Below are 20,701 nucleotides of genomic sequence, written 5' to 3'. Positions count from 1 at the left end.
AACGTCCATGTCGTTCAACACCTTCGGCCACCTGTTCCGCGTCACCACGTGGGGCGAAAGTCACGGCCCCGCGCTTGGTGCCACCGTCGATGGCTGCCCGCCAGGCGTGCCGCTGGAACCCGCGATGATCCAGCACTGGCTCGACCGCCGCAAACCCGGCACCTCGAAGTTCACGACGCAGCGGCGCGAGGCCGACGAGGTAGAGATCCTCTCGGGCGTCTTCGAAGGCACCACAACCGGCACCCCGATCCAGCTGATGATCCGTAACACCGACCAGCGGTCCAAGGATTACGGCGACATCGCCGAGAAATTTCGCCCCGGCCACGCCGACATCACCTACTGGCAGAAATACGGCATCCGCGACTATCGCGGCGGCGGCCGGTCCTCCGCCCGCGAAACCGCCGCCCGTGTAGCGGCGGGTGGCGTGGCGCGCGAAGCGATCAGGGCGCTGCTGCCAAAGGCCGAAATCACCGGCTACATGACCCGCATGGGCGCGCATGAAATCGACCGCGCCCGCTTCGACTGGGACCAGATCGGCAATAACCCGTTCTGGACCCCCGACGCGCAGTCCGCCGAAACCTGGGCCGCCTATCTCGATGACCTCCGCAAATCCGGCAACTCCGTCGGCGCTGTCATCGAGATCACGGCGAAGGGCTTCCCGCCCGGCCTCGGCGCCCCGGTTTATGGCAAGTTAGACACCGATCTTGCCGCCGCGATGATGTCGATCAACGCCGTGAAAGGCGTCGAGATCGGCGAAGGCATGGCCGCCGCCGAGCTGACCGGAGAGGCGAACGCCGACGAGATCTACATGGGCAATGACGGCCAGCCGCAGTTCAGCTCCAACCACGCCGGCGGCATCCTCGGCGGCATCTCGACGGGGCAGGACATCGTCGTCCGCTTCGCCGTCAAACCCACCAGCTCGATCCTGAAACCGCGCAAGACGATCACCAAGTCGGGCGAACCGGCAGAGATCGTCACCAAGGGCCGCCACGACCCCTGCGTCGGCATCCGCGCCGTTCCCGTCGGCGAAGCCATGGCCGCCTGCGTGCTCCTCGACCACATCCTGCTCGACCGGGCCCAGACCGGTGGCCAGAGAGGCCCGATCGGGCCGGCCTGACACATGCTCCAGGTCCTCGGCATCACCTTCCCGATCTTCGCCATCATCGGGATCGGCTACGTGGTCACCGCGCGCGGGCTGTTCAGCCCCGCCGACATGCGCACGCTCGGCAAGTATGTCCTGAACATCGCGCTCCCCGCCCTGCTGTTCAGCGCCGTCGCCAGCCGCAACCTGTCAGAGGTGATCGACCCCGCTTACCTGACGACCATCCTGATCGGCGGCCTCGCGACCATCGCCGTCGGCTACGCCGCCTTCTCGGCGCTTGGCACCGGCCCCGCCCGCCGCGCCATCGCCGTGCTCGGCATGTCGCTCCCGAATTCCGCCTTCATCGGCTACCCGGTGATGCTGCTGCTGTTCCCCGAAGATGCGGGCCGCATCCTCGCGATGAACTTCATCGCCGAGAACTTCGTTTTCATGCCGATCTGCCTCGGCCTTCTGGAACTGTCGCGACCGCAGGAAAACCGCGGCCCGCTCAGGATCCTCGGCAACATCCTCCGGCAACTCCTGTCGCGCCCCTTCATCATCGGTCTTCTGCTCGGCCTCGCCGTCTCACTCACGGGCCTGCCCATGCCTGAACCGCTGACCCGAATGCTGGGCCTGCTCGCCGCCTCCGCCAGCGCGCTTGCGCTCGCGGTAATCGGCGGCTCGCTCTTCGGCCTGCCGCTCAAGGGAAACCGCGCCCTCGCGCTGCAGATTACCGCTGGCAAGCTGATCCTCCATCCCGCACTGGTCGCCCTCGCCGCCACGCTGGTCGTGCTGCTCGGTTTCGCACCCCTCGCACCAGACCTGCGCGTCGCCGCGATCCTCACCGCCGCGATGCCGATGGTGTCGATCTACACGATCCTCGCCCAGCCCTACGGCCACGAAGGTATCGCCGCCATCGCCGTGGTCACCGCGACCACCTGCGCCTTCGTCACCCTGACGGCGCTGCTCGCGATCCTGGTCTAGAGACTGACTTTCAGGCCACCGCCGCCGCCAGCGCCGTATCCATCAGCGCCTTGATCTGGTCGCGCCCGGTTCCGGCCACGATCCGCCCAAGCTCACGGTTGCCCTTCAGCACCACCAGAGCCGACCGTCGCGGTATCTTCAGCGACCGCGCCAGGTCCGACCGGCCGTACTCATCCCAATCCACGTTGATAAAGCTGATCGCCTGCTCATAGGCCGGGTTCTCCGCTTTCAGCGCATTGATTACCCGTTCCTGTGCGGCACAGGTCGTGCACCAGCTCGCCTTGAAATCCAGGAATACCGTCTTCCCCGCGTTCAGTTCCTTCGTCACCAACCCGGGCATGTAGGCCGTCACCGCCAGCGCGGGGCCGGCCATCATCACCGCTCCGGTTCCGGCCAGAAATGCACGTCGCTTCATCACTCTCTCCCTTACAAGGACACCGATAGATCCGTCAGCCAGGGCGGCAGCACCTGCAGCGCCCAGAATTCAAGGTAGTGATGGACCCGGAACAGGATCCCAACACCCACCATCACGAAGACCGCGCCAAGGATCGGCTTGGCCTTCCCGGCGACCGTCCGCATCCACGCCTGCCGCCTCTGGATCACCTGGCGCGCGCCGTATCCCAGCGCCACGATGATCGTCGACACGCCGGCCGCGAAGGCCACCATGATCGCCCCCGCCCGCAGCAGGCTCTCGCCCTGGCTCGCCAGGGAAATCGCGCCGCCCAAAGTAGGCCCTATACAGGGGCTCCACACCGCGCCCAGCAGCATGCCGCCCAGGAACTGGCCCCGCGCACTGGTCCGCTCCAGCCCGTCGATCCCCGCATCGGCCCGTGCCGACACGCCCGCCGTCACCGTCTCGAACCGTGCAGAAAACTGTGGCACCAGCAGCACCAGCCCGAACCCGATCATCAGCACCGCGCCCGCATCGGCCACCATTTCCGGCGTCAGCCCGATGGCGTAGCCAAGCGTCGTCACCGCCAGCCCCAGCACTACGAAAGACACGCTCAGCCCCGCGGCAACCAGCAGCGGTCCGTGGCGCCCCGCCTGCAGCGCGCTCGCCAGCACGATCGGCAGGATCGGCAGGACACACGGGTTGATTAGCGTCAGCAGCCCCGCGCCATATGCCAGGATAAGTTCCATCGCCCGCAGGATTGGCGATGCGTGACCTCAAGTCACCTGAACATCACTGACAGGCGATCACATGCCCGTCAGCGTTGTTTCGAAAGCTGAACCGCCAGGATGCCCAGCATGATGACCCCGACGCCTGCCACATCCATCACGCCCAGCGCCTCGCCAAGCAGCGCCGCCGCCACCGCGACCCCGAAGAATGGAGTCAGGAAGTGAAAGGTCGCGGCGCGCACCGCCCCGATCCGGTTTACCAGCAGGAACCAGATCCATGTCGCTCCAAGCCCGGGCAGTAGCGTTGTGTAGATAAAGGCGGCGCCCAAACGCCAGGTCCAGTTCACCTCCCAGCTTTCCAGCAGCACCGCCGCGATCCCCAGCACCGACGCCCCCACCAGCATCTGAAGCCCGACGATCATCAGGACGTTGCCGCTGGACCCGGTACTGCGAACCGATAGAGTCGCGACAGTCAGCGACAGCACCCCCAGCACGCACAGCACCAGCCCGTACATGTCGACCCCGCCCGAGATCCGCGATCCCATGATCAGCGCCACGCCGATCATCCCCAGCACCAGCCCGATCAGGCCCAGTGGCCGCACCCGCTCGCCAAAGAACAGCAGCCCGCCCAGCGCCACCAGCAGCGGCATGGTAGAGGCGATGATCGCCGCCAGCGACGCCTCGATTGTCTGCATGGCGACGAAATTCAGTCCCAGATAAAGGGCATTTTGGCAGAGTCCGAAAACGACGATGGCCACCCATTGCCGCCGTGTCAGCTGCCAGCTCTGGCCCAGCGCCAGCGCCAGTCCTACCCCGATCACCCCGGATATCAGGAACCGCAGCGCCAGCGCCGTCAGCGGCGGTGCGTCCGCCACGATCATCCGCGCAGAGGTAAAGGCGGACGCCCAAATAAAGGCGAACACCACCCCCATGAAGATCGCGCGGATATCCAAGACCTGCCTCCGGTTCACTGCCCGAAGCACGGCTTATCTCGCCGTCGGGTGAAGGTCACCCCCCGCGCCGCAACCGCTCCACGTAATCACGCAACATCGACACCCGGTGCGGCCGGAACGAGTCCGTAGTTACTTCCAGCCCCTCCATCCGCTCCGGGTCGAATTTCCGGTAATCCTGCCGCAGGCAGCACCATGACAGAACAAGCTGCCGCTGCTCCAGAAACGCCACTGCCAACGGCCAGATCCGCCGCCGCGTCCGCCGCCCCTCCGCATCGCGATAGGCGATGTCCACCGCCACCTCGTCCCATGACGCCTGCCGCAGCGGCGCCAGCAGTTCCGACGCACGCCGCCCGCTCTCGTAGCGGTAGACCAGCGTCACCGAATGCGCGACCTGCTGCGCCACCCGCTCCGGCAGGCGCGCGGTGATCTTGGCCAGTGCCGCGCCCGCCGCTTCCGCTAGGGCCCCGTCGCCGGTCGCCTGCACCTCCGCCAGCCCCAGAACCAGCGCCTCCACCTCCAGCCGGTCGAACATCTGCGGCGGCACCGCCGGGTCCTCGGTCAGCCGGTAGCCGAACCCCGCCTCGCCGTCGATCAACGCTCCCGCCGCCCGCAGGCTGTCGATGTCCCGGTAAAGCGTGCGCTCCGAAACGCCCGTCTCCTCCGCCAGCCGCGCGGCGGTGACCGGCGGCGGCAGGGTCCGCAAAAGGTGCAAAAGGCGGAACAGGCGGTCGGGGCGGGCCATGCGGGCCTCCTGACGGAATCTGACAGGATAGCCGGAGCATAACGGGTGCTATCTTCTCATCAACCGGAATGGAGATTTCCGATGCTCACGCTCTACCACGCTCCCCGCACCCGCTCGACCCGCATCGTTGCGCTGCTCGAAGAACTCGGTGTCCGCGACAAGGTCGCCATCGAACCGGTGGCTGTCACGCGCCGGGACGGTACCGGCGTTCACGATCCGAAAAACCCGCATCCCGAAGGCAAGGTCCCGCTGCTGGTTCATGACGGCGTCGAGATCTGGGAAAGCACCGCCATCGCGCTCTACCTGACCGAACTGTTCCCCGACGCGGGCCTCGCGATACCCGCCGGCGCGCCCGGCCGCGGCCCGTTCCTCAGCTGGCTCGCCTGGTACGGTGACGTGCTCGAACCGGTTCTTGTGATCTCCTTCGCCAACGTCGAGCATCCCCTGTTCCACACGACATTCCGCGGCATGCCCGAAGCCGTCGCCCGGCTCTCCAACGCATTGCAGGACAAGCCCTATCTGACCGGCGACACCTACACAGTCGCCGACCTGATCATCGCCTCCACCTTCGCCTGGGCGCCGCACTTGATGCCCGAGGATCCGGTGATCCAGGGCTGGGCGGCCCGGTGCAGCAACCGCCCGGCCAACAAGGCCGCGCAGGCCTTCGACGGCGAGCTGATGGCCGAAAGCACCTGATCCGCCCTGTGGATAAGGCCGATTGACCCGGCACAAACAATTGCAAATAGTACCGGGATGCAATCGGCCACCACCTCGCGACGGTCCTCCGTCGCATGCTGACCCAGCTGGGACCAATCTTCGCAGTACTCTACGTCGCTGCGGCTCTCAGTTTCATCCTGCGCGCACTCCTGCGCGAAGGGCGCGAACCGGCCTCGCGCATCGCCTGGGTCATGGTGATCTTCAACATCCCGCTCCTGGGCATGGTCCTCTACACCCTGTTCGGGGAAACCAATATCGGCCGCGGCCGGGTCGCCCGGTACAAGGAAACCAAGCGCCTGCTCGCCGACCTCGTCGCTCAGCGACGCGAGGCTGGCTGGGACCTTGTCGAGGAACGCCACCTGCACCTGTTCCGCACCGGCCGGTCGATCAGCGGCTTCGCCCCGGTCGGCGGCAACACCGCGACGCTGCTGTCCGACGCCCAGGCCGAAATCGACGCCATCATCGCCGACATGGACGCCGCGCAGGACCACGTGCACCTGCTGTTCTACATCTGGCTCGAGGACGCCACCGGCCTCCGCATTGCCGAAGCAGCGATCCGCGCCGCGCAACGCGGCGTCACCGTCCGCGCCATGGCCGACGGGCTCGGCTCGCGCAACCTGATCGGCTCCCGCCACTGGGTCGCGATGGGAAAGGCCGGCGTTCAACTCGTCGAGGCTCTGCCCATCGGCAACCCTCTCCTGCACCCGATCCGCGGCCGGATCGACCTGCGCAACCACCGCAAGATCATCGTCATCGACAACCGCATCACCTATTGCGGCAGCCGCAATTGCGCCGACCCCGAATTCCTGCCCAAGGCGAAATACGGCCCCTGGATCGACCTGATGCTGCGCTTCGAAGGTCCGGTCGCCATGCAGAACCAGGCGCTTTTCGCGCAGGACTGGCTGTCTCACGTCGAAGAGCCGCTGCCCGAAACACCGCCCGACGTATCAGCCGCCACCGATGGCCCGGGAATCGTGGCCCAGGCCATCGGCACCGGTCCCACCGTCCGCGACTCCGCCATGCCGGAGGTCTTCGTCGCGCTGCTGCACGGCGCGAACCGCGACCTGACCGTCACCACGCCCTATTACGTCCCGAACGAAGCGATCCAGACCGCGCTCTGCGCCGCCGCGCAACGTGGCGTAAACACGCGCATGGTGATGCCGGAACGCAACGATAGCTGGGTCGTCGCCGCCGCCAGCCACAGCTATTATCTCGAATTGCTACAGTCCGGAGTGCGGATTTTCGAATATCCGCACGGTCTTCTGCACACCAAGCTGCTCACGCTCGACGACTCGGTCGCGCTGGTCGGCTCCGCCAATCTCGACCGCCGCAGCTTCGAGCTGAACTACGAAAACAACATCCTGCTGCAGGACGCCGAGCTCACCGCCGGCCTCCGTGCAAGGCAGGAAGACTACATCGCCGCCTCGCGGGAAATCCTGCTCGAAGAGGTCCGCGACTGGTCCGTCTACCGGCGTCTCTGGAACAACACCGTCGCGATGATGGGCCCGGTTCTCTGACCGGACCGCCCAAATGAAAAAAGCCGCCCGAGGGCGGCCTTCTCCATGAATTCTGCAAGAAATTCAGCCGTTAACGCTGTCTTTCAGCGCCTTGGCGATGGTCATTTTCACCACCTTGTCGGCTTCTTTCTTGATCTGTTCGCCGGTGGCCGGGTTCCGTACCATGCGCTCGGGGCGCTCACGGCAATATATCTTGCCGACGCCGGGCAGGGTCACCGCGCCGCCATCGGCGACTTCCTTGGTGATCACGCTGCTGATCGCGTCCAGCGCAGCCGAAGCCGATTTCTTATCGGTGCCCATTTCGTCCGCCAGGGCGGTCACAAGCTGGGTCTTGGTCATTGGTTTGGCCATGATAGGTCTCCTCGTACACGCCCGTCCTAGCGGGTTCTCGGGAGAATCTACCGGAATGTATGGGGTAAACACAACTATTAGTGTGCCTTTTCCCCATGTTTTCCTGCATTTTGTGGCGCATTTTTGCCAGCCCACTACAGAAAGGCGGTCTCCTCGAAGCTCCGCAGCTTCCGCGAATGGATCCGTTCCAGCGGCATCTCGCGGATCAGCTCCATAGCGCGCACCCCGATCAGCAGGTGATTTGCCACCTGCGTCCGGTAGAACTCGCTCGCCATTCCCGGCAGCTTCAGCTCGCCATGCAGCGGCTTGTCCGAGACGCACAGAAGCGTGCCATATGGCACCCGGAACCGGAACCCGTTCGCTGCAATGGTGGCACTCTCCATGTCCAGCGCAATCGCCCGGCTCTGGCTCAGGCGCTGCACCGGCCCCGACTGGTCGCGAAGCTCCCAGTTCCGGTTGTCAATGGTCGCCACCGTCCCTGTCCGCATGATCCGCTTAAGCTCATAGCCTTCCAGCTTGGTGACATCCTCCACCGCCTGTTCCAGCGATGTCTGGATCTCCGCCAGCGGCGGGATCGGCGTCCAGACCGGCAGGTCGTCGTCCAGCACGTGATCCTCGCGCAGATAGGCATGCGCCAGAACGAAGTCCCCCAGCCGCTGCGAATTTCGCAGCCCCGCGCAATGTCCCACCATCAGCCACGCATGCGGGCGCAGCACAGCGATGTGGTCCGTCGCCGTCTTCGCGTTCGACGGACCCACCCCTATATTCACCAGCGTGATCCCGGCCGACCCCTTCCGTTTCAGGTGATAGGTCGGCATCTGCGGCAGCTTGGCGGGCACATCCAGCGGCTGGTCCGCCGCGGTGATCTCGCTGTTTCCGGGCCCGACGAAAGAGGTATAGCCACTGTCCGGATCGGCCAGCATCGCCCGCGCGACCGTCTCGAATTCCTCGACGTAGAACTGGTAGTTGGTGAACAGGATGTGGTTCTGAAAATGCTCCGGATCGGTCGCCATGTAATGGCTCAGCCGCGCCAGCGAATAATCGACCCGCTGCGCCGTGAACGGCGCCAGCGGCGCCACCCCGTCGCCATAGGGAAATCCGTAGCCGTTGACGATATCGTCGTTCGTCGTGCCAAGGTCCGGCACATCGAACACGTCGCGCAGGCTGAATTCCAGCACGCCCTCCTGCGGCACAGTCATCGCCCCGGACCCGCCCATCGCGAAATGCACCGGGATCGGTGTGGCCGACGGCCCGATCGCCACCGGCAGCCCGTGGTTCTCGATCAGCAGACCGACCTGCTGGATCAGGTAATTCCGGAACAGGTCCGGCCGCGTGATCGTGGTCACATAGGTCCCGGGCTCCGCCACGTGACCGAAACTCAGACGGCTGTCGATCTGCGCATAGCTCGCCGTCGTGAACCGTATTTCCGGGTAATAGGCCCGGAACCGGCAGGCCGGCATCCCTTCGTTCACCGTCGCAGCAAACTTCTCGCGCAGGAATGCGACTCCCGCCTCGTAAAGCTCGGTCAGCCGGTCTACTGCAGCCGTCGCATCGTTGAACCGCTCCGGCCCGGCAAGCTCCGGCGCCTGCACCGGCAATTGTCTGTGCGATACCGTCACGTCGTCGCCTCGAACACGTCCGTCACCTCGAACTTGGTCACATCCACCAGCCCCATGTCAGAGATCCTGAGTTCCGGGATCACCACCAGTGCCAGCAGCGAATGCTGCATATAGGCGTTGTTCAGCGTGCACCCGCAGGCTGCCATCGCCTCGACCATCGCCTGCGCCTTCGCGGCGACGTTCTGTGCCAGATCGTCCGACATCAGCCCCGCCACCGGCAGTTCCACCAGCGCGATCTCCGCCCCGTCCTTCCAGACGGTCACGCCGCCGCCGATCTCCGCCAGCCGGTTCGCCGCCTTCGCCATCATCTCGCGCGAGGTCCCGACCACGATCATGTGGTGGCTGTCATGCGCCACCGTCGACGCAATCGCCATCTCGCCCTGATAGCCGAAGCCGGACACGAACCCGTTTGTCACCTGCCCCGTCGCCCGGTGCCGCTCGACCAGCGCGATCTGGCATACGTCCTGCGCCGGATCGCCCTCGACCGCGCCGTCCGCGACCTCCAGCTCCGCGGTCAGCGCCTTCGTCGGCGCCTGGTTCTCGACCACGCCGATCACCTTGGCCTTGACCCGGTTCGCCCCCGCCGGCGCCGCGACCACGAAATCCGCCGCCGTCTTGTCCGCCCCCATGTTGACCGACGCCCGCGCTTTCGCCGGCCAGTCGCCATGCGGAAACTCGACCTTCGCCACACCGTCCTCGGCGACCAGCACGCCGCGCGCATACACCCTATGAATGGGCAGCGTCCGCAGGTCCGGTGTCAGGATCACATCCGCCCGCCGCCCCGGCGCGATGGAGCCAAGCTCCCGCTCCAGCCCGAAATGCGTCGCCGTGTTCACCGTCGCCATCTGCAGCGCGATCAGCGGCTCGCAGCCGCACTCGATCGCATGCCGCACCACCCGGTTCATATGGCCCTCGTTCACCAGCGTCCCGGAATGGCAGTCGTCGGTGCAAAGGATGAAGTTGCGCGGATCCAGCCCCTTCTCGGTCACCGCTGTGATCTGCGCCTTCACGTCGTACCAGGCAGAGCCCAGCCTCAGCATCGCGCGCATCCCCTGCCGGACCCGCATCATCGCGTCCGCTTCCTGCGTCCCCTCGTGATCGTCCGCCGGCCCGCCGGCGACATAAGCCGCAAAATCGGGCCCCAGATCGGGCGACGCATAATGCCCGCCGACCGTTTTCCCCGCCTCCTGCGTCGCCGCGATCTCCGCCAGCATCTTCGGGTCGCCCGCCACCACGCCGGGATAATTCATCATCTCTCCCAGCCCGATGATCCCCGGCCAGGTCATCGCCTCGGCAACCTCCTCCGGCCCGATCTCGTAACCCGTCGTCTCCAGCCCCGGCGCGGACGGCGCACAGCTCGGCATCTGAGTATAGATATTCACCGGCTGCAGCAGCGCCTCGTCATGCATCAGCCGGACACCCTCCAGCCCCATGACATTGGCGATCTCATGCGGGTCGGTGAACATCGTCGTGGTGCCATGCGGCGTGACCGCCCGCGCGAATTCCGCCGGCGTCAGCATCCCGCTTTCGATGTGCATATGCCCGTCGCAAAGCCCCGGGATCAGGTAATCGCCCCCGGCCTCGACAACCTCCGTCCCATCGCCGATGCAATGCGAGGCATCCGGCCCGACATAGGCGAACCGCCCCGCCTTCACCGCCACCTGCCAGCCGTCGAGCACTTCGCGGCTGTGCACGTTCACCAGCTTTCCACCCCGGATCACAAGGTCGGCGGGCGCTCTGCCGGCGGCCACGGCAACCAGTTCCGGCGCGGCCTCGGCCCATGTTTTGAATGGAGTCGCTTTCATGTCGCGATCATCAACAGATCGCAGTCCTCCGCAACCCCCCAGCCGACACCCCCGCTTGAACCTTCTGTAACAGCCGCCGCCCCAACCCGTAGGGTGGGCAATCTGCCCACCTCAAACTGACAACTCCACCCGCCGCTCCACCCCGATCGCCTCCAGAAACGCCGCATCGTGGCTCACCACCAGCAGCGCGCCGTCATACCCCCGCAGGGCCGCTTCCAAAGCCTCCATCGCCTCCAGGTCCAGGTGGTTCGTCGGCTCGTCGAGGATCAGCAGCTGCGGCACCGCCCCGCCGCCCAGCGCGCAGGCCAGCCCGGCCCGCAGCATCTGACCCCCGCTCAGCTCCCCGGCCCTCTGCAGCGCCACATCGCCCCGGAACAGGAACCGCGCCAGCACCGCGCGCGCCGCGTTCTCCTCCACCTCCGGGTTCAGCGCCAGAAAGCTCTCCCGCACCGACAGGCCCGGATCCAGCGCCCCCACCGTCTGGTCCAGCATCGCGAAATCCACATGCACCGTCGCCGACCCGGCCAAAGGTGCCATCCGCCCCGCAATCACCGACAACAGTGTCGTCTTCCCCGACCCGTTCGGCCCTGTCACCACCACCCGCTCCGGCCCCGTCATCGCGAAAGACAAGTCCCTAAACAGGGGCTTTCTGCCATACCCGGCCGCCAACCTTTCCACCGTCAGCACCGTCCGCCCCGCCGGCAACCCGCAGGACGGCAGCGCCATCCGCACCCCTTCCAGCACCTCGACCCGCGCCCGCGCCGCCTGCGCCGCCTCTTCCGCCTTCGCACTCCGCGCCTCCGCCAGCCGCGCGTTCGCGCCTCCCGTTGCCTCGCTCCGCTCCTTCGCCTTGTCGAGCAGCATCTTCGGCTGATCCCCCTTCAGCCGCTGCCGACGCCCCGCATTGTCGGTCCGCGCCTTCCGCTCTGCCCGCGCCTGCGCCGCCTTTGAAGCCTCCGCCACCTGCCGCTCCGCCACCTCCAGATCATGCGCCGCCGTGGCCAGTTCCGCCGCTTTCCGCTCGCGATAGAACAACCACCCGCCGCCATAGCGCCGCGCCCCCAGCGAGGTCAGCTCGACAATCGCATCCATGCCTTCCAGCAATTCCCGGTCATGGCTAACAACCACTGTGCCTCCGCGCCAACCCTCCAGCAGCCCGAGCACCGCCGCGCGCCCCTCGCCATCAAGGTTGTTCGTCGGCTCGTCCAGCAGCAGGAAATCCGGCTCGGCAAAGACCAGCGCCGCCAGCGCCGCGCGCGTGCGCTGCCCGCCCGACAGCGCCGCCAGCGGCACGGACGCATCCGCCTCCAGCCCCAGCCGCCCCAATGCGGCCGACACCCGTTCCTCCAGCGTCCAGTCCGCCTCCGCCAGTTCCTCGACCGTTGCCTTGCCGGCCCCGGCTCTCGCCAATAACGCCAGCCCGTCCCGCACCCCGAAAAGGTCCGCGACCGTCGCCTCCGGCGTCTGTACGCTCTGCCGCATCCAGCCGGCCGTCCCGGTAACGGACACAGACCCCGAAGACGGCGCCAGTTCCCCGGCGATCAACCGCAGCAGCGTCGTCTTGCCGACGCCATTGCGCCCGACCAGCCCGGTGCGCTCGGCGCCGAGAGTCAGATCGAGATTGCTGAAAAGGCTGCGCCCGTCAGGCGCGGACCAGGAAAGACTGGAAAGGGTGATCGTGCTGGGCATGGTTGGAATTTTCCCGCTGCGGAACCGTCAGGGCGAAGGCTGCAGGGTGGAATTCCATCGTCTCACTCCGAATGGACGCGCCAGCCGCGTCCCGCCTCATCTAGCCCTCCCCGCCCGGGCGTTCAACCCGCACCAGCCTTTGCTTCGGAGCCGCCACCGCCCGAGGCCGGACGGACAGGCGGCGGCGCGACGGTCAGGAAGAATTGCCGAGGGACCCCGAAGGGGAGACGGCCATTCTTCTTGAGCGGCGTGTCGGGGCCTGTCAGGCAAGGCTCGGGTGATGGCGGAACCGAAGCCTTTGCTTTGGTGAGCCAGAAGCTGACCTCCGCACCGGACACGCACGCCACCACCGGGCAGAGGCGTCGCCTCGCCACCGGGGACAATGGGCGTGCGCGGCAGCGCGCCGTTCAGCCGCCCTTCACCAAACCCGCAACCCCGGCTACCCTGCACCCGACCCCACACTGATGGAGCCCGCCATGGAACCCGCCCGAATTCCCAATATCGACCACTGGCCCGAACGCGTCGATCTCGCCGCAGCCTTCCGCTGGACCGTGCGGCTGAACATGCATGAAGCGGTGGCCAACCATTTCTCGCTCGCGGTCAACGGCGACGGCACGCAGTTCCTGATGAACCCGAACCAGAAGCATTTCTCGCGGGTCCGCGCCTCCGACCTGCTGCTGGTCGACGCCAACGATCCCTCCACGCTCGAAGGTCCCGACGCGCCGGATCCGACCGCCTGGGGACTGCACGGCGCGATCCACCGGCACTGTCCGCATGCCCGCTGCGCCATGCATGTGCATTCGATCCACGCCACCGTGCTGGCAATCCTCGAGGACTCTGTCCTGCCCCCCGTCGACCAGAACGCCGCGATGTTCTTCGACCGGCAGGTGGTCGACGCGCAATACGGCGGCCTTGCCTTCGAGGAGGAAGGCGAACGCTGCGCCCAGCTTTTCGCCGACCCGAAGAAGACGGTGATGATCATGGGGAACCACGGCATCATGGTCATCGGCAAAACCGTCGCCGAAACCTTCACCCGGCTCTACTATTTCGAGCGCGCGGCAGAGACCTATGTCCGCGCCCTGCAGACCGGCAAACCGCTTCGCGTGCTGTCCGACGAGATCGCCGCGAAAACCGCGGACGAGATCGACGCCTATCCCGGCCAGAACGACAGGCACCTGAGCGAGCTGAAGGCGATCCTCGACGAGGAAGGCAGCAACTACGCCACCTGACTTCAAACGGCCCCCGGCATCCACCGGGGGCCGTCCGCTTACATCTCGATCAGCTGCGCCACCTCGACGGAACCCGAGCCGTCCATCACCATCGGACAGCCCTTCGCGATCTCGCAGGCCGCGTCCTGATCCTTCGCCGCGACCAGCGTGAAGCCCGACACCGGGTTCGCCCCGCCGTCATTTGCGACGCCGCCCTTCGAAACCGTCTTCGACATCCCGGCCGGCCCTCCGCCATGCTTCAGCGCAGCGCCCATGGACGCGTACCAGTCGTTCCACTGGCCCATGACCTTCTCGCCCTCCTCGGGCGTGTCCGGTTTCTTCCCGCCGTGATAGATGAACATGTAGTCCGGCATCTTCTCTCTCCCTGTTGCAAAATCAGCCGTTCGCCATAGCCTCCAGCTTCCGCAGCGAAGAGGTCCAGCCCATCTCGTGCCGCGCCGCGACATCGTCGTCGGGCAGATCCACATGGGTCAGGGTCAGGTCGGTCCCGCCGCCCTGCGCCGGCACCAGCCTGATCGTCACGTGGCTTTCGACGCCGCGCTTGTCCGCCTCGTCATGCCACGCCCAGGTGAACCCGACGGATTTCGGCGGATCCACATGGGTCACCTGCCCGGATACCTTGAACCGCTGCCCTTCGGCGTTCTGCATCACCGACATCCACGGTCCCGTCTCCTCGAAGGACAGCTGGTGCTCCGGCACATGCATCCCCTCCGGCCCCCACCATTTCAGCAGATTCTCCGTCCGGGTGACGAAGGCGAACACCTTCTCGACATCCGCGTCCAGCCTGCGCTCGATGGTCAGGGTCGGCATGCTCACTCCACTTCGTTCAGCGCTCCCGCCAGCCTGTCGAGGCTGGCATTCCAGAAATCCGCGTGGCTCATCGTCCAGACGTTGATCGCCTGAACCGCCCGGGGCGCAACCGCGTAGATCCGCCTCTGCGCATCCACCGTCTGCGTGATCAGCCCCGCCTCGCGCAGCACCTTCAGATGCCGCGAGATCGCGGGCGGCGAGATATCCGCCACGTCCTGCAACGACCCGGCCGACAGCGCACCGTGTTCCAGCAGGCGTTCCACGATTGCGAACCGTGTCGGGTCGCCCAGTGCCGCAAAAGTCGTGACCAGGGTCGGTTCCTTTGTTTCATCCATTGGTTAATTAACTACCCCTCGAAGCATAAGCAGTCAACCCGCTTGCCATCGCACCGGCGGCGGGCAAGGGTCGCGTCATGGCAAAGACGCTGCTTTCATTCGGTCATGGCTATTCCGCGCGGGCGCTTGCACGGCGTTTGCTGCCCACTGGATGGCGGATCATCGGAACCACGCGCAAGCCCGACCGTACAGAAGAGCTGCGGAATGAGGGCATTTCGCCACGAATCTGGCCGGGAACAGACATCTCGGCAGACCTCGAACAGGCCACCCACCTGCTGATCTCCGCCGGTCCGGGGGCCGAGGGCGACCCCGTCCTCAACGCCCTCCGCGCCGACCTCGTCAATGCCGCGCCGCATATCGAATGGGCGGGCTACCTGTCCACCACCGGCGTCTACGGCGATCACGGGGGCGGCTGGGTCGACGAATCCACGCCGCTCAGCCCCACCACGAAACGCGGCAAGTTGCGCGTGGACGCCGAAGCCGCCTGGCAGGGCCTTGCTACCGAAACCGGCCTGCCGCTCCACATCTTCCGCCTCGCCGGCATCTACGGCCCCGGCCGTGGCCCCTTCGCCAAGGTCCGCGCCGGCACGGCCCGGCGCATCGTCAAACCCGGCCAGGTCTTTTCCCGCATCCATGTCGAGGATATCGCCCAGGTCCTCGCCGCCTCCATCGCGCGGCCGAACCCCGGCGCCATCTACAACCTGTGCGACGACGACCCGGCCCCGCCCGAGGATGTAATCGCCCACGCGGCGGAACTGCTCGGTCTCCCCCTTCCCCCCGCGGAAGATTTCGACACGGCCGAACTGACCCCGATGGCGCGCAGCTTCTACGCCGAATCCAAGCGCGTCACGAACGACCGCATCAAGGAAGAGCTTGGCGTGAAACTGAAATACCCGACCTACCGCGACGGTCTCGCCGCGCTGCTGGCGGATGGCGAAGACGGCTGACCGAAGCCTTTCGATGTTAACCTGAACCAGATCGCATCGCGCAATGCGCTGAAATCTCTGATTTCAGGCCGCGTTGCGTGAGTCTGATCAATACGACAACGCTCTAGGCTTCCGCCCGCCGCGTTGTCAGGCTCGCCACGCCCAGCACTTCAAGCACCTTCGCCTCGATATGCTCGGCGTTCATCCCGGCAACTGCGTACATGTCGCTCGGGCTCGCCTGATCGATAAAGATATCCGGCAGCACCATCGACCGGTACTTCAACCCCGCATCGAACATGCCCTCGTCTGCCAGCAACTGCGCGACATGGCTGCCAAAGCCGCCGACCGCGCCTTCCTCGATGGTGATCAGCGCGTCGTGCCTCGCGGCCAGATCCAGCACCAGCTCCCGGTCCAGCGGCTTCGCGAACCGTGCATCGGCGACGGTCGGGGTGATCCCCCGCGCGCCCAGCGCATCCGCGGCCTCCAGCACTTCCTTCAGCCGCGCGCCAAAGGACAGGATTGCCACCTGCGCGCCCTCGCGCATGATCCGGCCCTTGCCGATTTCCAGCACCTCGCCGCGCTCCGGCATCTCGACGCCGACACCCTCGCCCCGCGGGAAACGGAACGCGATCGGCCCGTCGTCATGTGCCACGGCGGTCGCCACCATGTGCTTCAGCTCCGCCTCATCGGCGGCGGCCATCATGGTGAAACCCGGCAGGTTCGACAGGAACGCGATATCGTAGGAACCCGCATGCGTCGCCCCGTCGGCACCGACCAGCCCTGCGCGGTCGATGGCGAACCGCACCGGCAGCCGCTGGATCGCCACGTCATGCACGACCTGATCGTACCCGCGCTGCAGGAACGTCGAATAGATCGCCGCGAACGGCTTCATCCCGCCCGCCGCCAGCCCGGCAGAGAAAGTCACCGCATGCTGCTCGGCGATGCCGACGTCAAAGCACCGCTTGGGAAACCGCTCGGCAAACAGGTTCAGCCCGGTCCCGTCCGGCATCGCCGCGGTGACGGCGACGACCTTGCTGTCACGCTCCGCCTCTTCGATCAGCGACTGCGCGAAGACCTTGGTATAGGCCGGCGCGTTCGACGGGGCCTTTTTCTGCGCGCCCGTAATCACGTCGAACTTGGACACGCCGTGCCCCTTGTCCGCCGCCGCCTCGGCCGGCGCGTACCCCTTGCCCTTCTTCGTCACCGCGTGGATCAGGATTGGCCCGGTCGCCCGGCCCTTCACCGTCCGCAGCACCGACAGAAGCTGATCCAGATCGTGCCCGTCCAGCGGCCCGATATAGCTGAAGCCCAGCTCCTCGAACATGGTGCCGCCAACGGCCATGCCCTTCAGCATTTCCTTCGCCCGGCGCGCGCCTTCCTGGAACGGCGGCGGCAGCAGGCTGACCGCGCCCTTGGCGACCGCCTTCAGTTCCTGGAACGGCCCCTCGGCATAGAGCCGCGACAGGTAGGTCGACATCGCGCCCACCGGCGGCGCGATGCTCATCTCGTTGTCGTTCAGGATGACGATCAGGCGTTTCTTCAGATGCCCGGCATTGTTCAGCGCCTCGTAGGCCATACCGGCGCTCATCGCGCCGTCGCCGATCACCGCGATCGCGTCGCCCAGCGCCGGCTCGGGCGTGCCGCCCAACTCCCGCGCCATCGCGAAACCCAGCGCCGCACTGATGGAGGTCGACGAATGCGCCGCTCCGAACGGATCGTAGGGGGATTCCGACCTCTTGGTGAACCCGCTCAGCCCATCCTTCTGGCGCAGCGTCCTTATCCGGTCACGCCGTCCGGTCAGGATCTTGTGCGGATAGCACTGGTGCGAGACATCCCAGATCAGCCGGTCGCGCGGTGTGTCGAACACCGCGTGGATCGCGACGGTCAGCTCGACCACGCCCAGCCCCGCGCCCAGATGCCCGCCGGTTTCGGACACGGCCGAAATCGTCTCGGCCCGCAGTTCGTCGGCCAGCAGATGCAGCTCGGCATCCGTCAACGCCTTCATGTCGGAAGGAGCGTGAACGCGGTCTAGCGTCGGTGTCAGCGGTCTGTCTGCCATGTGCGTCCCCCCTTAAGGGTGTCACTCTTCAAGTCCGGCGCGAAATAACGAACCGGGCCGCCTCCCGCAAGTTCTCCGCCGCGTCTCCATATTCGGCAAGAGCCGCTTCCGCTTCCTTCACCAGCTCTGCCGCCCGTGCCTTCGCCCCGTCGAGCCCGAGGAGAGACACAAAGGTCGCCTTTCCCGCGGCCTCGTCTTTGCGCAGCCGCTTGCCGGCGGCCTCGCTGTCACCTTCCACGTCCAAGATGTCGTCCGCGATCTGGAAGGCAAGGCCGATGGCCCGCGCGTATCGCCGCAGCGGCCCGGGATCGGAACTGGCCAGCAGCGCGCCCGCCTCGCAGGACCACTCGATCAGCGCGCCGGTCTTGTTGCCCTGCAGCTCCACGATCTCGTCCAGCGTCAGCGACACTTCCGCCACCTCCGCCGCCAGATCCTGCGCCTGCCCCAGAACCATACCGCGATGTCCCGCCGCCCGCGCCAGCCCGGCGATCAGCGCAAGCTTCACCTCCGGCGCCGCGTGCATCTCCGCCAGTAGCTCGAAGGCCAGCGTCTGCAGCGCATCGCCCGCCAGCACCGCCGTCGCCTCGTCCCATTTCACATGAACCGTCGGCTGCCCGCGCCGCATGTCGTCATCGTCCATGCAGGGCAGGTCATCGTGAACCAGCGAATAGGCGTGCATCGCCTCGATCGCCGCCGCAGCACCCGCCGATGACGCGCTGCCGACACCGAACACCAGCGCCGATTCCGTCACCAGGTACCCGCGCAGCCCCTTGCCGCCCGCCAGCGCATGCCGCATGGCCGCCAGCACGACATTCCGCCGCCCGTCACCTTCCAGATACGCATCCAGAAACGCCCGCGTCGACGCGGCGCGCTCCGCCAGCCCTGTCTCGAAGTTCACAGCCCCTCGACCGGAGTCGTCCCCTTCGGCTCGCCGTTTTCATCGAAGGTGATCGCCGCCACCTTCTCCTCGGCTTCCTTCAGCTTCTCCTCGCAGCGCTTCTTCAGCGCCGCGCCGCGCTCGTACAGCGCGATGGATTTTTCCAGCTCGACATCCCCGGATTCCAGCTGGCCGACCACCGCCTCCAGCTCCTTCATCGCTTCCTCGAAGCTCATCTCGGTCACAGGTTTGTCCGTCACGCCCCAAACTCCATCAGCACATCCACATGCGCGGCCACGCTCTCGGCCAGCGCCTGCAGATCATATCCGCCTTCGAGTGTCGAGACCACGCGCCCGCCGCAGCAGCCCTCCGCCACCTCGCAGATCCGCCGCGTCAGCCAGCCGAAGTCCTCTGTCGTCCAGTAAAGGTTCGCCAGCGGATCGTCGCGATGCGCGTCGAACCCGGCCGAGATGATGATCAGCTCCGGCGCCCAGGCTTCCACCGCCGGCAGGATCGCACCGTCCCACGCCGCCCGCATCTCCGCGCTTCCGGTCGCCGATGCCAGCGGCACGTTCAGCACATTGCCCGCAATCCCGGTCTCGCTCGCCGCCCCGGTCCCCGGGTACAGAGGCATCTGATGCGACGAGGCGAACAGCGCCCGCCGCTCCTCCCACAGCAGGTCCTGCGAGCCGTTGCCATGATGCACGTCGAAATCCAGCACCGCCACGCGCCGCAGCCCGTGATGGTCCAGCGCCCGCTTTGCCGCGATCGCCGCGTTCCCGAACAGGCAGAACCCCATCGCCTGCGCCGTCTCGGCATGGTGCCCCGGTGGCCGCATTGCGACAAAGGCATTCGCCACCTCGCCCGCCAGAACCGCGTCCACCGCCGCCACGCAGCCGCCGACAGCGCGCAACGCAGGCTCCAGGGATCCCGCGGATACATGCGTGTCCGGGTCCAGAGACGTGAACCCCGTCGCCGGAATCGCCCGTTCGATCTCCATCACATGCGCCTCGGGATGGCAGCGCAGGATCTCTGCCCGCTCGCAGACCGGCGCTTCCCGCCGCTCCAGCGCCCCGAACCGCTCCGCGCCCAGCGCCTCCATGACCGCCTCATACCGCGCCACCCGCTCCGGGTGCCCCGGCGGGGTGACATGTTTGAGGCTCGAGTCATGTGTGATAAGCGCCGTAACCATAGTCAGACCCAACCGGATTTCCCGACCCATGACAACCGGTCTCGCCGCATTCCTCGCCCTGTTCCTCGCCCTTCCCGCCGCCGCTCAGACCGTCGTGGACAGCACCCTGTCCGATCTCGACGGCGACGGCACACGCGAACGCTTCACGATCATCGACCACGGCGACGGAATCGTCGACCTGATCGTCGAGGAAATCGCGTCCGGCCTTGTCTCCGCGCCCGACATCGCCTGGATTGGCGGCATCGGCCAGGAACCCGAACTCGACCTCGCCCCCAACGGCTCTGTGCGGCTCACCTCGATGAACGAATCCATCGGCCGCGACCGCTGGCACCTGACGCTGACCATCGCCTACCGGGGCGGCGCCTACATGGTCGCCGGCTACACCTTCGACTGGTACGACACGCTCGATCCCGCCAATACCGGCGCCTGCGACCTCAACCTTCTGAACGGCAAGGGTTTCGTCCGGCACGGCGAAGGACCCAAACACGCAATCACGCACACCGTCCCCGCACGACCCATCACCGAGTGGAAAGACGACGTCCCGGTTCCGGCCGTCTGCAGCCGAGAGACCGGCTGAACGCCCAATTCTTGGGCAGCTGCCCGGAAACGCCCCGAACCTGCCGGACGCGCCGTTGCCTTCGCCGCCGCGGCAATGCAACCGTTCGGTCATATCCGGTGGCTAGAAGAGCCGCAGCG

Annotated in this window: 22 protein-coding genes; 7 read left to right on the top strand and 15 right to left on the bottom strand. The window is 66.5% G+C overall.

The window, feature by feature from the left end:
• The first annotated feature begins 7 nt into the window (after positions 1-7).
• A complete protein-coding gene (gene aroC, locus HCO70_RS16400; protein ID WP_172298112.1) occupies positions 8-1,117 on the top strand; it encodes a chorismate synthase in 1,110 nt (369 codons plus the stop codon).
• Between the two features lie 3 nt (positions 1,118-1,120).
• Entirely contained in the window at positions 1,121-2,065 is a 945-nt protein-coding gene (locus HCO70_RS16395) for an AEC family transporter (RefSeq protein ID WP_172298110.1), read from the top strand.
• Between the two features lie 10 nt (positions 2,066-2,075).
• Here HCO70_RS16395 and HCO70_RS16390 read toward each other — a convergent pair whose 3' ends face one another.
• From HCO70_RS16390 to HCO70_RS16375, 4 genes are all read right to left on the bottom strand, one after another.
• Entirely contained in the window at positions 2,076-2,480 is a 405-nt protein-coding gene (locus tag HCO70_RS16390) for a thioredoxin family protein (protein ID WP_172298108.1), read from the bottom strand.
• An 11-nt stretch (positions 2,481-2,491) separates the two neighbouring features.
• Positions 2,492-3,205 (bottom strand): cytochrome c biogenesis CcdA family protein, encoded by a 714-nt coding sequence (locus HCO70_RS16385; RefSeq protein WP_172298106.1) that lies wholly within the window; start codon positions 3,203-3,205, stop codon positions 2,492-2,494.
• A 68-nt stretch (positions 3,206-3,273) separates the two neighbouring features.
• Positions 3,274-4,137, bottom strand: coding sequence for a DMT family transporter (locus HCO70_RS16380; protein WP_172298104.1), 864 nt, complete (start codon positions 4,135-4,137; stop codon positions 3,274-3,276).
• A gap of 55 nt (positions 4,138-4,192) precedes the next feature.
• Complete coding sequence (locus tag HCO70_RS16375; protein ID WP_172298102.1) at positions 4,193-4,879, bottom strand: YafY family protein; 687 nt, start codon at positions 4,877-4,879, stop codon at positions 4,193-4,195.
• Between the two features lie 81 nt (positions 4,880-4,960).
• Between HCO70_RS16375 and HCO70_RS16370 the strand changes: the two genes are divergently transcribed.
• Positions 4,961-5,575, top strand: coding sequence for a glutathione S-transferase family protein (locus HCO70_RS16370; RefSeq protein WP_172298100.1), 615 nt, complete (start codon positions 4,961-4,963; stop codon positions 5,573-5,575).
• A 95-nt stretch (positions 5,576-5,670) separates the two neighbouring features.
• Positions 5,671-7,113 (top strand): cardiolipin synthase, encoded by a 1,443-nt coding sequence (gene cls, locus HCO70_RS16365; protein WP_172298098.1) that lies wholly within the window; start codon positions 5,671-5,673, stop codon positions 7,111-7,113.
• Between the two features lie 63 nt (positions 7,114-7,176).
• On the opposite strand, the gene HCO70_RS16360 is transcribed toward cls, so the two are convergent.
• The 4 genes from HCO70_RS16360 to HCO70_RS16345 form a co-directional block, all read right to left on the bottom strand.
• Positions 7,177-7,464: an HU family DNA-binding protein gene (locus HCO70_RS16360; RefSeq protein WP_172298096.1), complete on the bottom strand. Its 288-nt coding sequence runs from the start codon at positions 7,462-7,464 to the stop codon at positions 7,177-7,179.
• A 134-nt stretch (positions 7,465-7,598) separates the two neighbouring features.
• A complete protein-coding gene (locus HCO70_RS16355) occupies positions 7,599-9,062 on the bottom strand; it encodes an AMP nucleosidase (RefSeq protein WP_216665487.1) in 1,464 nt (487 codons plus the stop codon).
• Between the two features lie 17 nt (positions 9,063-9,079).
• A complete protein-coding gene (ade, locus tag HCO70_RS16350) occupies positions 9,080-10,888 on the bottom strand; it encodes an adenine deaminase (protein WP_172298092.1) in 1,809 nt (602 codons plus the stop codon).
• Between the two features lie 111 nt (positions 10,889-10,999).
• Positions 11,000-12,577 carry an ABC-F family ATP-binding cassette domain-containing protein gene (locus HCO70_RS16345; protein WP_172298090.1) on the bottom strand — a complete coding sequence of 526 codons (1,578 nt, stop codon included), beginning with the start codon at positions 12,575-12,577 and terminating at the stop codon, positions 11,000-11,002.
• A 476-nt stretch (positions 12,578-13,053) separates the two neighbouring features.
• On the opposite strand from HCO70_RS16345, the gene HCO70_RS16340 reads away from it, so the two are divergent.
• Positions 13,054-13,806, top strand: coding sequence for a class II aldolase and adducin N-terminal domain-containing protein (locus HCO70_RS16340; protein WP_172298088.1), 753 nt, complete (start codon positions 13,054-13,056; stop codon positions 13,804-13,806).
• Between the two features lie 38 nt (positions 13,807-13,844).
• Here the strand turns inward: HCO70_RS16340 and HCO70_RS16335 are convergent, their stop codons facing one another.
• Genes HCO70_RS16335 through HCO70_RS16325 form a run of 3 tightly spaced genes read right to left on the bottom strand, consistent with a single transcriptional unit; the run spans position 13,845 to position 14,951 of the window.
• The gene (locus tag HCO70_RS16335) at positions 13,845-14,159 is read right to left on the bottom strand and encodes a YciI family protein (protein WP_172298086.1); all 315 of its coding nucleotides are present in this window, start codon (positions 14,157-14,159) and stop codon (positions 13,845-13,847) included.
• A 22-nt stretch (positions 14,160-14,181) separates the two neighbouring features.
• Entirely contained in the window at positions 14,182-14,616 is a 435-nt protein-coding gene (locus HCO70_RS16330; protein WP_172298084.1) for an SRPBCC domain-containing protein, read from the bottom strand.
• A gap of 2 nt (positions 14,617-14,618) precedes the next feature.
• Positions 14,619-14,951, bottom strand: a complete 333-nt coding sequence (locus HCO70_RS16325; protein WP_172298082.1) for a helix-turn-helix transcriptional regulator — start codon at positions 14,949-14,951, stop codon at positions 14,619-14,621.
• A 77-nt stretch (positions 14,952-15,028) separates the two neighbouring features.
• Here HCO70_RS16325 and HCO70_RS16320 point away from each other — a divergent pair, with 77 nt between their 5' ends.
• Positions 15,029-15,898, top strand: a complete 870-nt coding sequence (locus tag HCO70_RS16320) for an SDR family oxidoreductase (protein ID WP_172298080.1) — start codon at positions 15,029-15,031, stop codon at positions 15,896-15,898.
• 103 nt (positions 15,899-16,001) lie between these two features.
• Here HCO70_RS16320 and dxs read toward each other — a convergent pair whose 3' ends face one another.
• Genes dxs through HCO70_RS16300 form a run of 4 tightly spaced genes read right to left on the bottom strand, consistent with a single transcriptional unit; the run spans position 16,002 to position 20,005 of the window.
• Positions 16,002-17,936, bottom strand: coding sequence for a 1-deoxy-D-xylulose-5-phosphate synthase (dxs, locus tag HCO70_RS16315; protein ID WP_172298078.1), 1,935 nt, complete (start codon positions 17,934-17,936; stop codon positions 16,002-16,004).
• 28 nt (positions 17,937-17,964) lie between these two features.
• A complete protein-coding gene (locus HCO70_RS16310; RefSeq protein ID WP_371742248.1) occupies positions 17,965-18,834 on the bottom strand; it encodes a polyprenyl synthetase family protein in 870 nt (289 codons plus the stop codon).
• Positions 18,831-19,073, bottom strand: coding sequence for an exodeoxyribonuclease VII small subunit (locus HCO70_RS16305; RefSeq protein WP_172298076.1), 243 nt, complete (start codon positions 19,071-19,073; stop codon positions 18,831-18,833). The genes HCO70_RS16310 and HCO70_RS16305 overlap by 4 nt, the downstream gene beginning before the upstream one ends.
• Complete coding sequence (locus HCO70_RS16300; RefSeq protein WP_172298074.1) at positions 19,070-20,005, bottom strand: histone deacetylase family protein; 936 nt, start codon at positions 20,003-20,005, stop codon at positions 19,070-19,072. Before HCO70_RS16300 ends, HCO70_RS16305 begins: the two co-directional genes overlap by 4 nt.
• 28 nt (positions 20,006-20,033) lie before the next feature.
• On the opposite strand from HCO70_RS16300, the gene HCO70_RS16295 reads away from it, so the two are divergent.
• Positions 20,034-20,582, top strand: coding sequence for a hypothetical protein (locus HCO70_RS16295; protein WP_172298072.1), 549 nt, complete (start codon positions 20,034-20,036; stop codon positions 20,580-20,582).
• Positions 20,583-20,701 lie beyond the last annotated feature (119 nt).

The organism is Pseudoruegeria sp. HB172150 (assembly GCF_013184805.1).
Taxonomy (GTDB): Bacteria; Pseudomonadota; Alphaproteobacteria; order Rhodobacterales; family Rhodobacteraceae; genus Psychromarinibacter.
The sequence above is the reverse complement of the archived record's forward strand: the minus strand, read 5'-3'. Positions and strand labels throughout refer to the sequence as shown.

Bases quoted from the DNA above. Each gene is read 5' to 3' on its own strand.
- HCO70_RS16345 (WP_172298090.1), bottom strand. From the start codon at position 12,577: ATGCCCAGCACGATCACCCTTTCCAGTCTTTCCTGGTCCGCGCCTGAC.
- HCO70_RS16300 (WP_172298074.1), bottom strand. From the start codon at position 20,005: ATGGTTACGGCGCTTATCACACATGACTCGAGCCTCAAACATGTCACC.
- HCO70_RS16335 (WP_172298086.1), bottom strand. From the start codon at position 14,159: ATGCCGGACTACATGTTCATCTATCACGGCGGGAAGAAACCGGACACG.
- HCO70_RS16340 (WP_172298088.1), top strand. From the start codon at position 13,054: ATGGAACCCGCCCGAATTCCCAATATCGACCACTGGCCCGAACGCGTC.
- HCO70_RS16325 (WP_172298082.1), bottom strand. From the start codon at position 14,951: ATGGATGAAACAAAGGAACCGACCCTGGTCACGACTTTTGCGGCACTG.
- HCO70_RS16385 (WP_172298106.1), bottom strand. From the start codon at position 3,205: ATGGAACTTATCCTGGCATATGGCGCGGGGCTGCTGACGCTAATCAAC.
- dxs (WP_172298078.1), bottom strand. From the start codon at position 17,936: ATGGCAGACAGACCGCTGACACCGACGCTAGACCGCGTTCACGCTCCT.
- HCO70_RS16320 (WP_172298080.1), top strand. From the start codon at position 15,029: ATGGCAAAGACGCTGCTTTCATTCGGTCATGGCTATTCCGCGCGGGCG.
- HCO70_RS16390 (WP_172298108.1), bottom strand. From the start codon at position 2,480: ATGAAGCGACGTGCATTTCTGGCCGGAACCGGAGCGGTGATGATGGCC.
- HCO70_RS16370 (WP_172298100.1), top strand. From the start codon at position 4,961: ATGCTCACGCTCTACCACGCTCCCCGCACCCGCTCGACCCGCATCGTT.
- HCO70_RS16375 (WP_172298102.1), bottom strand. From the start codon at position 4,879: ATGGCCCGCCCCGACCGCCTGTTCCGCCTTTTGCACCTTTTGCGGACC.
- HCO70_RS16395 (WP_172298110.1), top strand. From the start codon at position 1,121: ATGCTCCAGGTCCTCGGCATCACCTTCCCGATCTTCGCCATCATCGGG.
- HCO70_RS16360 (WP_172298096.1), bottom strand. From the start codon at position 7,464: ATGGCCAAACCAATGACCAAGACCCAGCTTGTGACCGCCCTGGCGGAC.
- cls (WP_172298098.1), top strand. From the start codon at position 5,671: ATGCTGACCCAGCTGGGACCAATCTTCGCAGTACTCTACGTCGCTGCG.
- ade (WP_172298092.1), bottom strand. From the start codon at position 10,888: ATGAAAGCGACTCCATTCAAAACATGGGCCGAGGCCGCGCCGGAACTG.
- HCO70_RS16330 (WP_172298084.1), bottom strand. From the start codon at position 14,616: ATGCCGACCCTGACCATCGAGCGCAGGCTGGACGCGGATGTCGAGAAG.
- aroC (WP_172298112.1), top strand. From the start codon at position 8: ATGTCGTTCAACACCTTCGGCCACCTGTTCCGCGTCACCACGTGGGGC.
- HCO70_RS16295 (WP_172298072.1), top strand. From the start codon at position 20,034: ATGACAACCGGTCTCGCCGCATTCCTCGCCCTGTTCCTCGCCCTTCCC.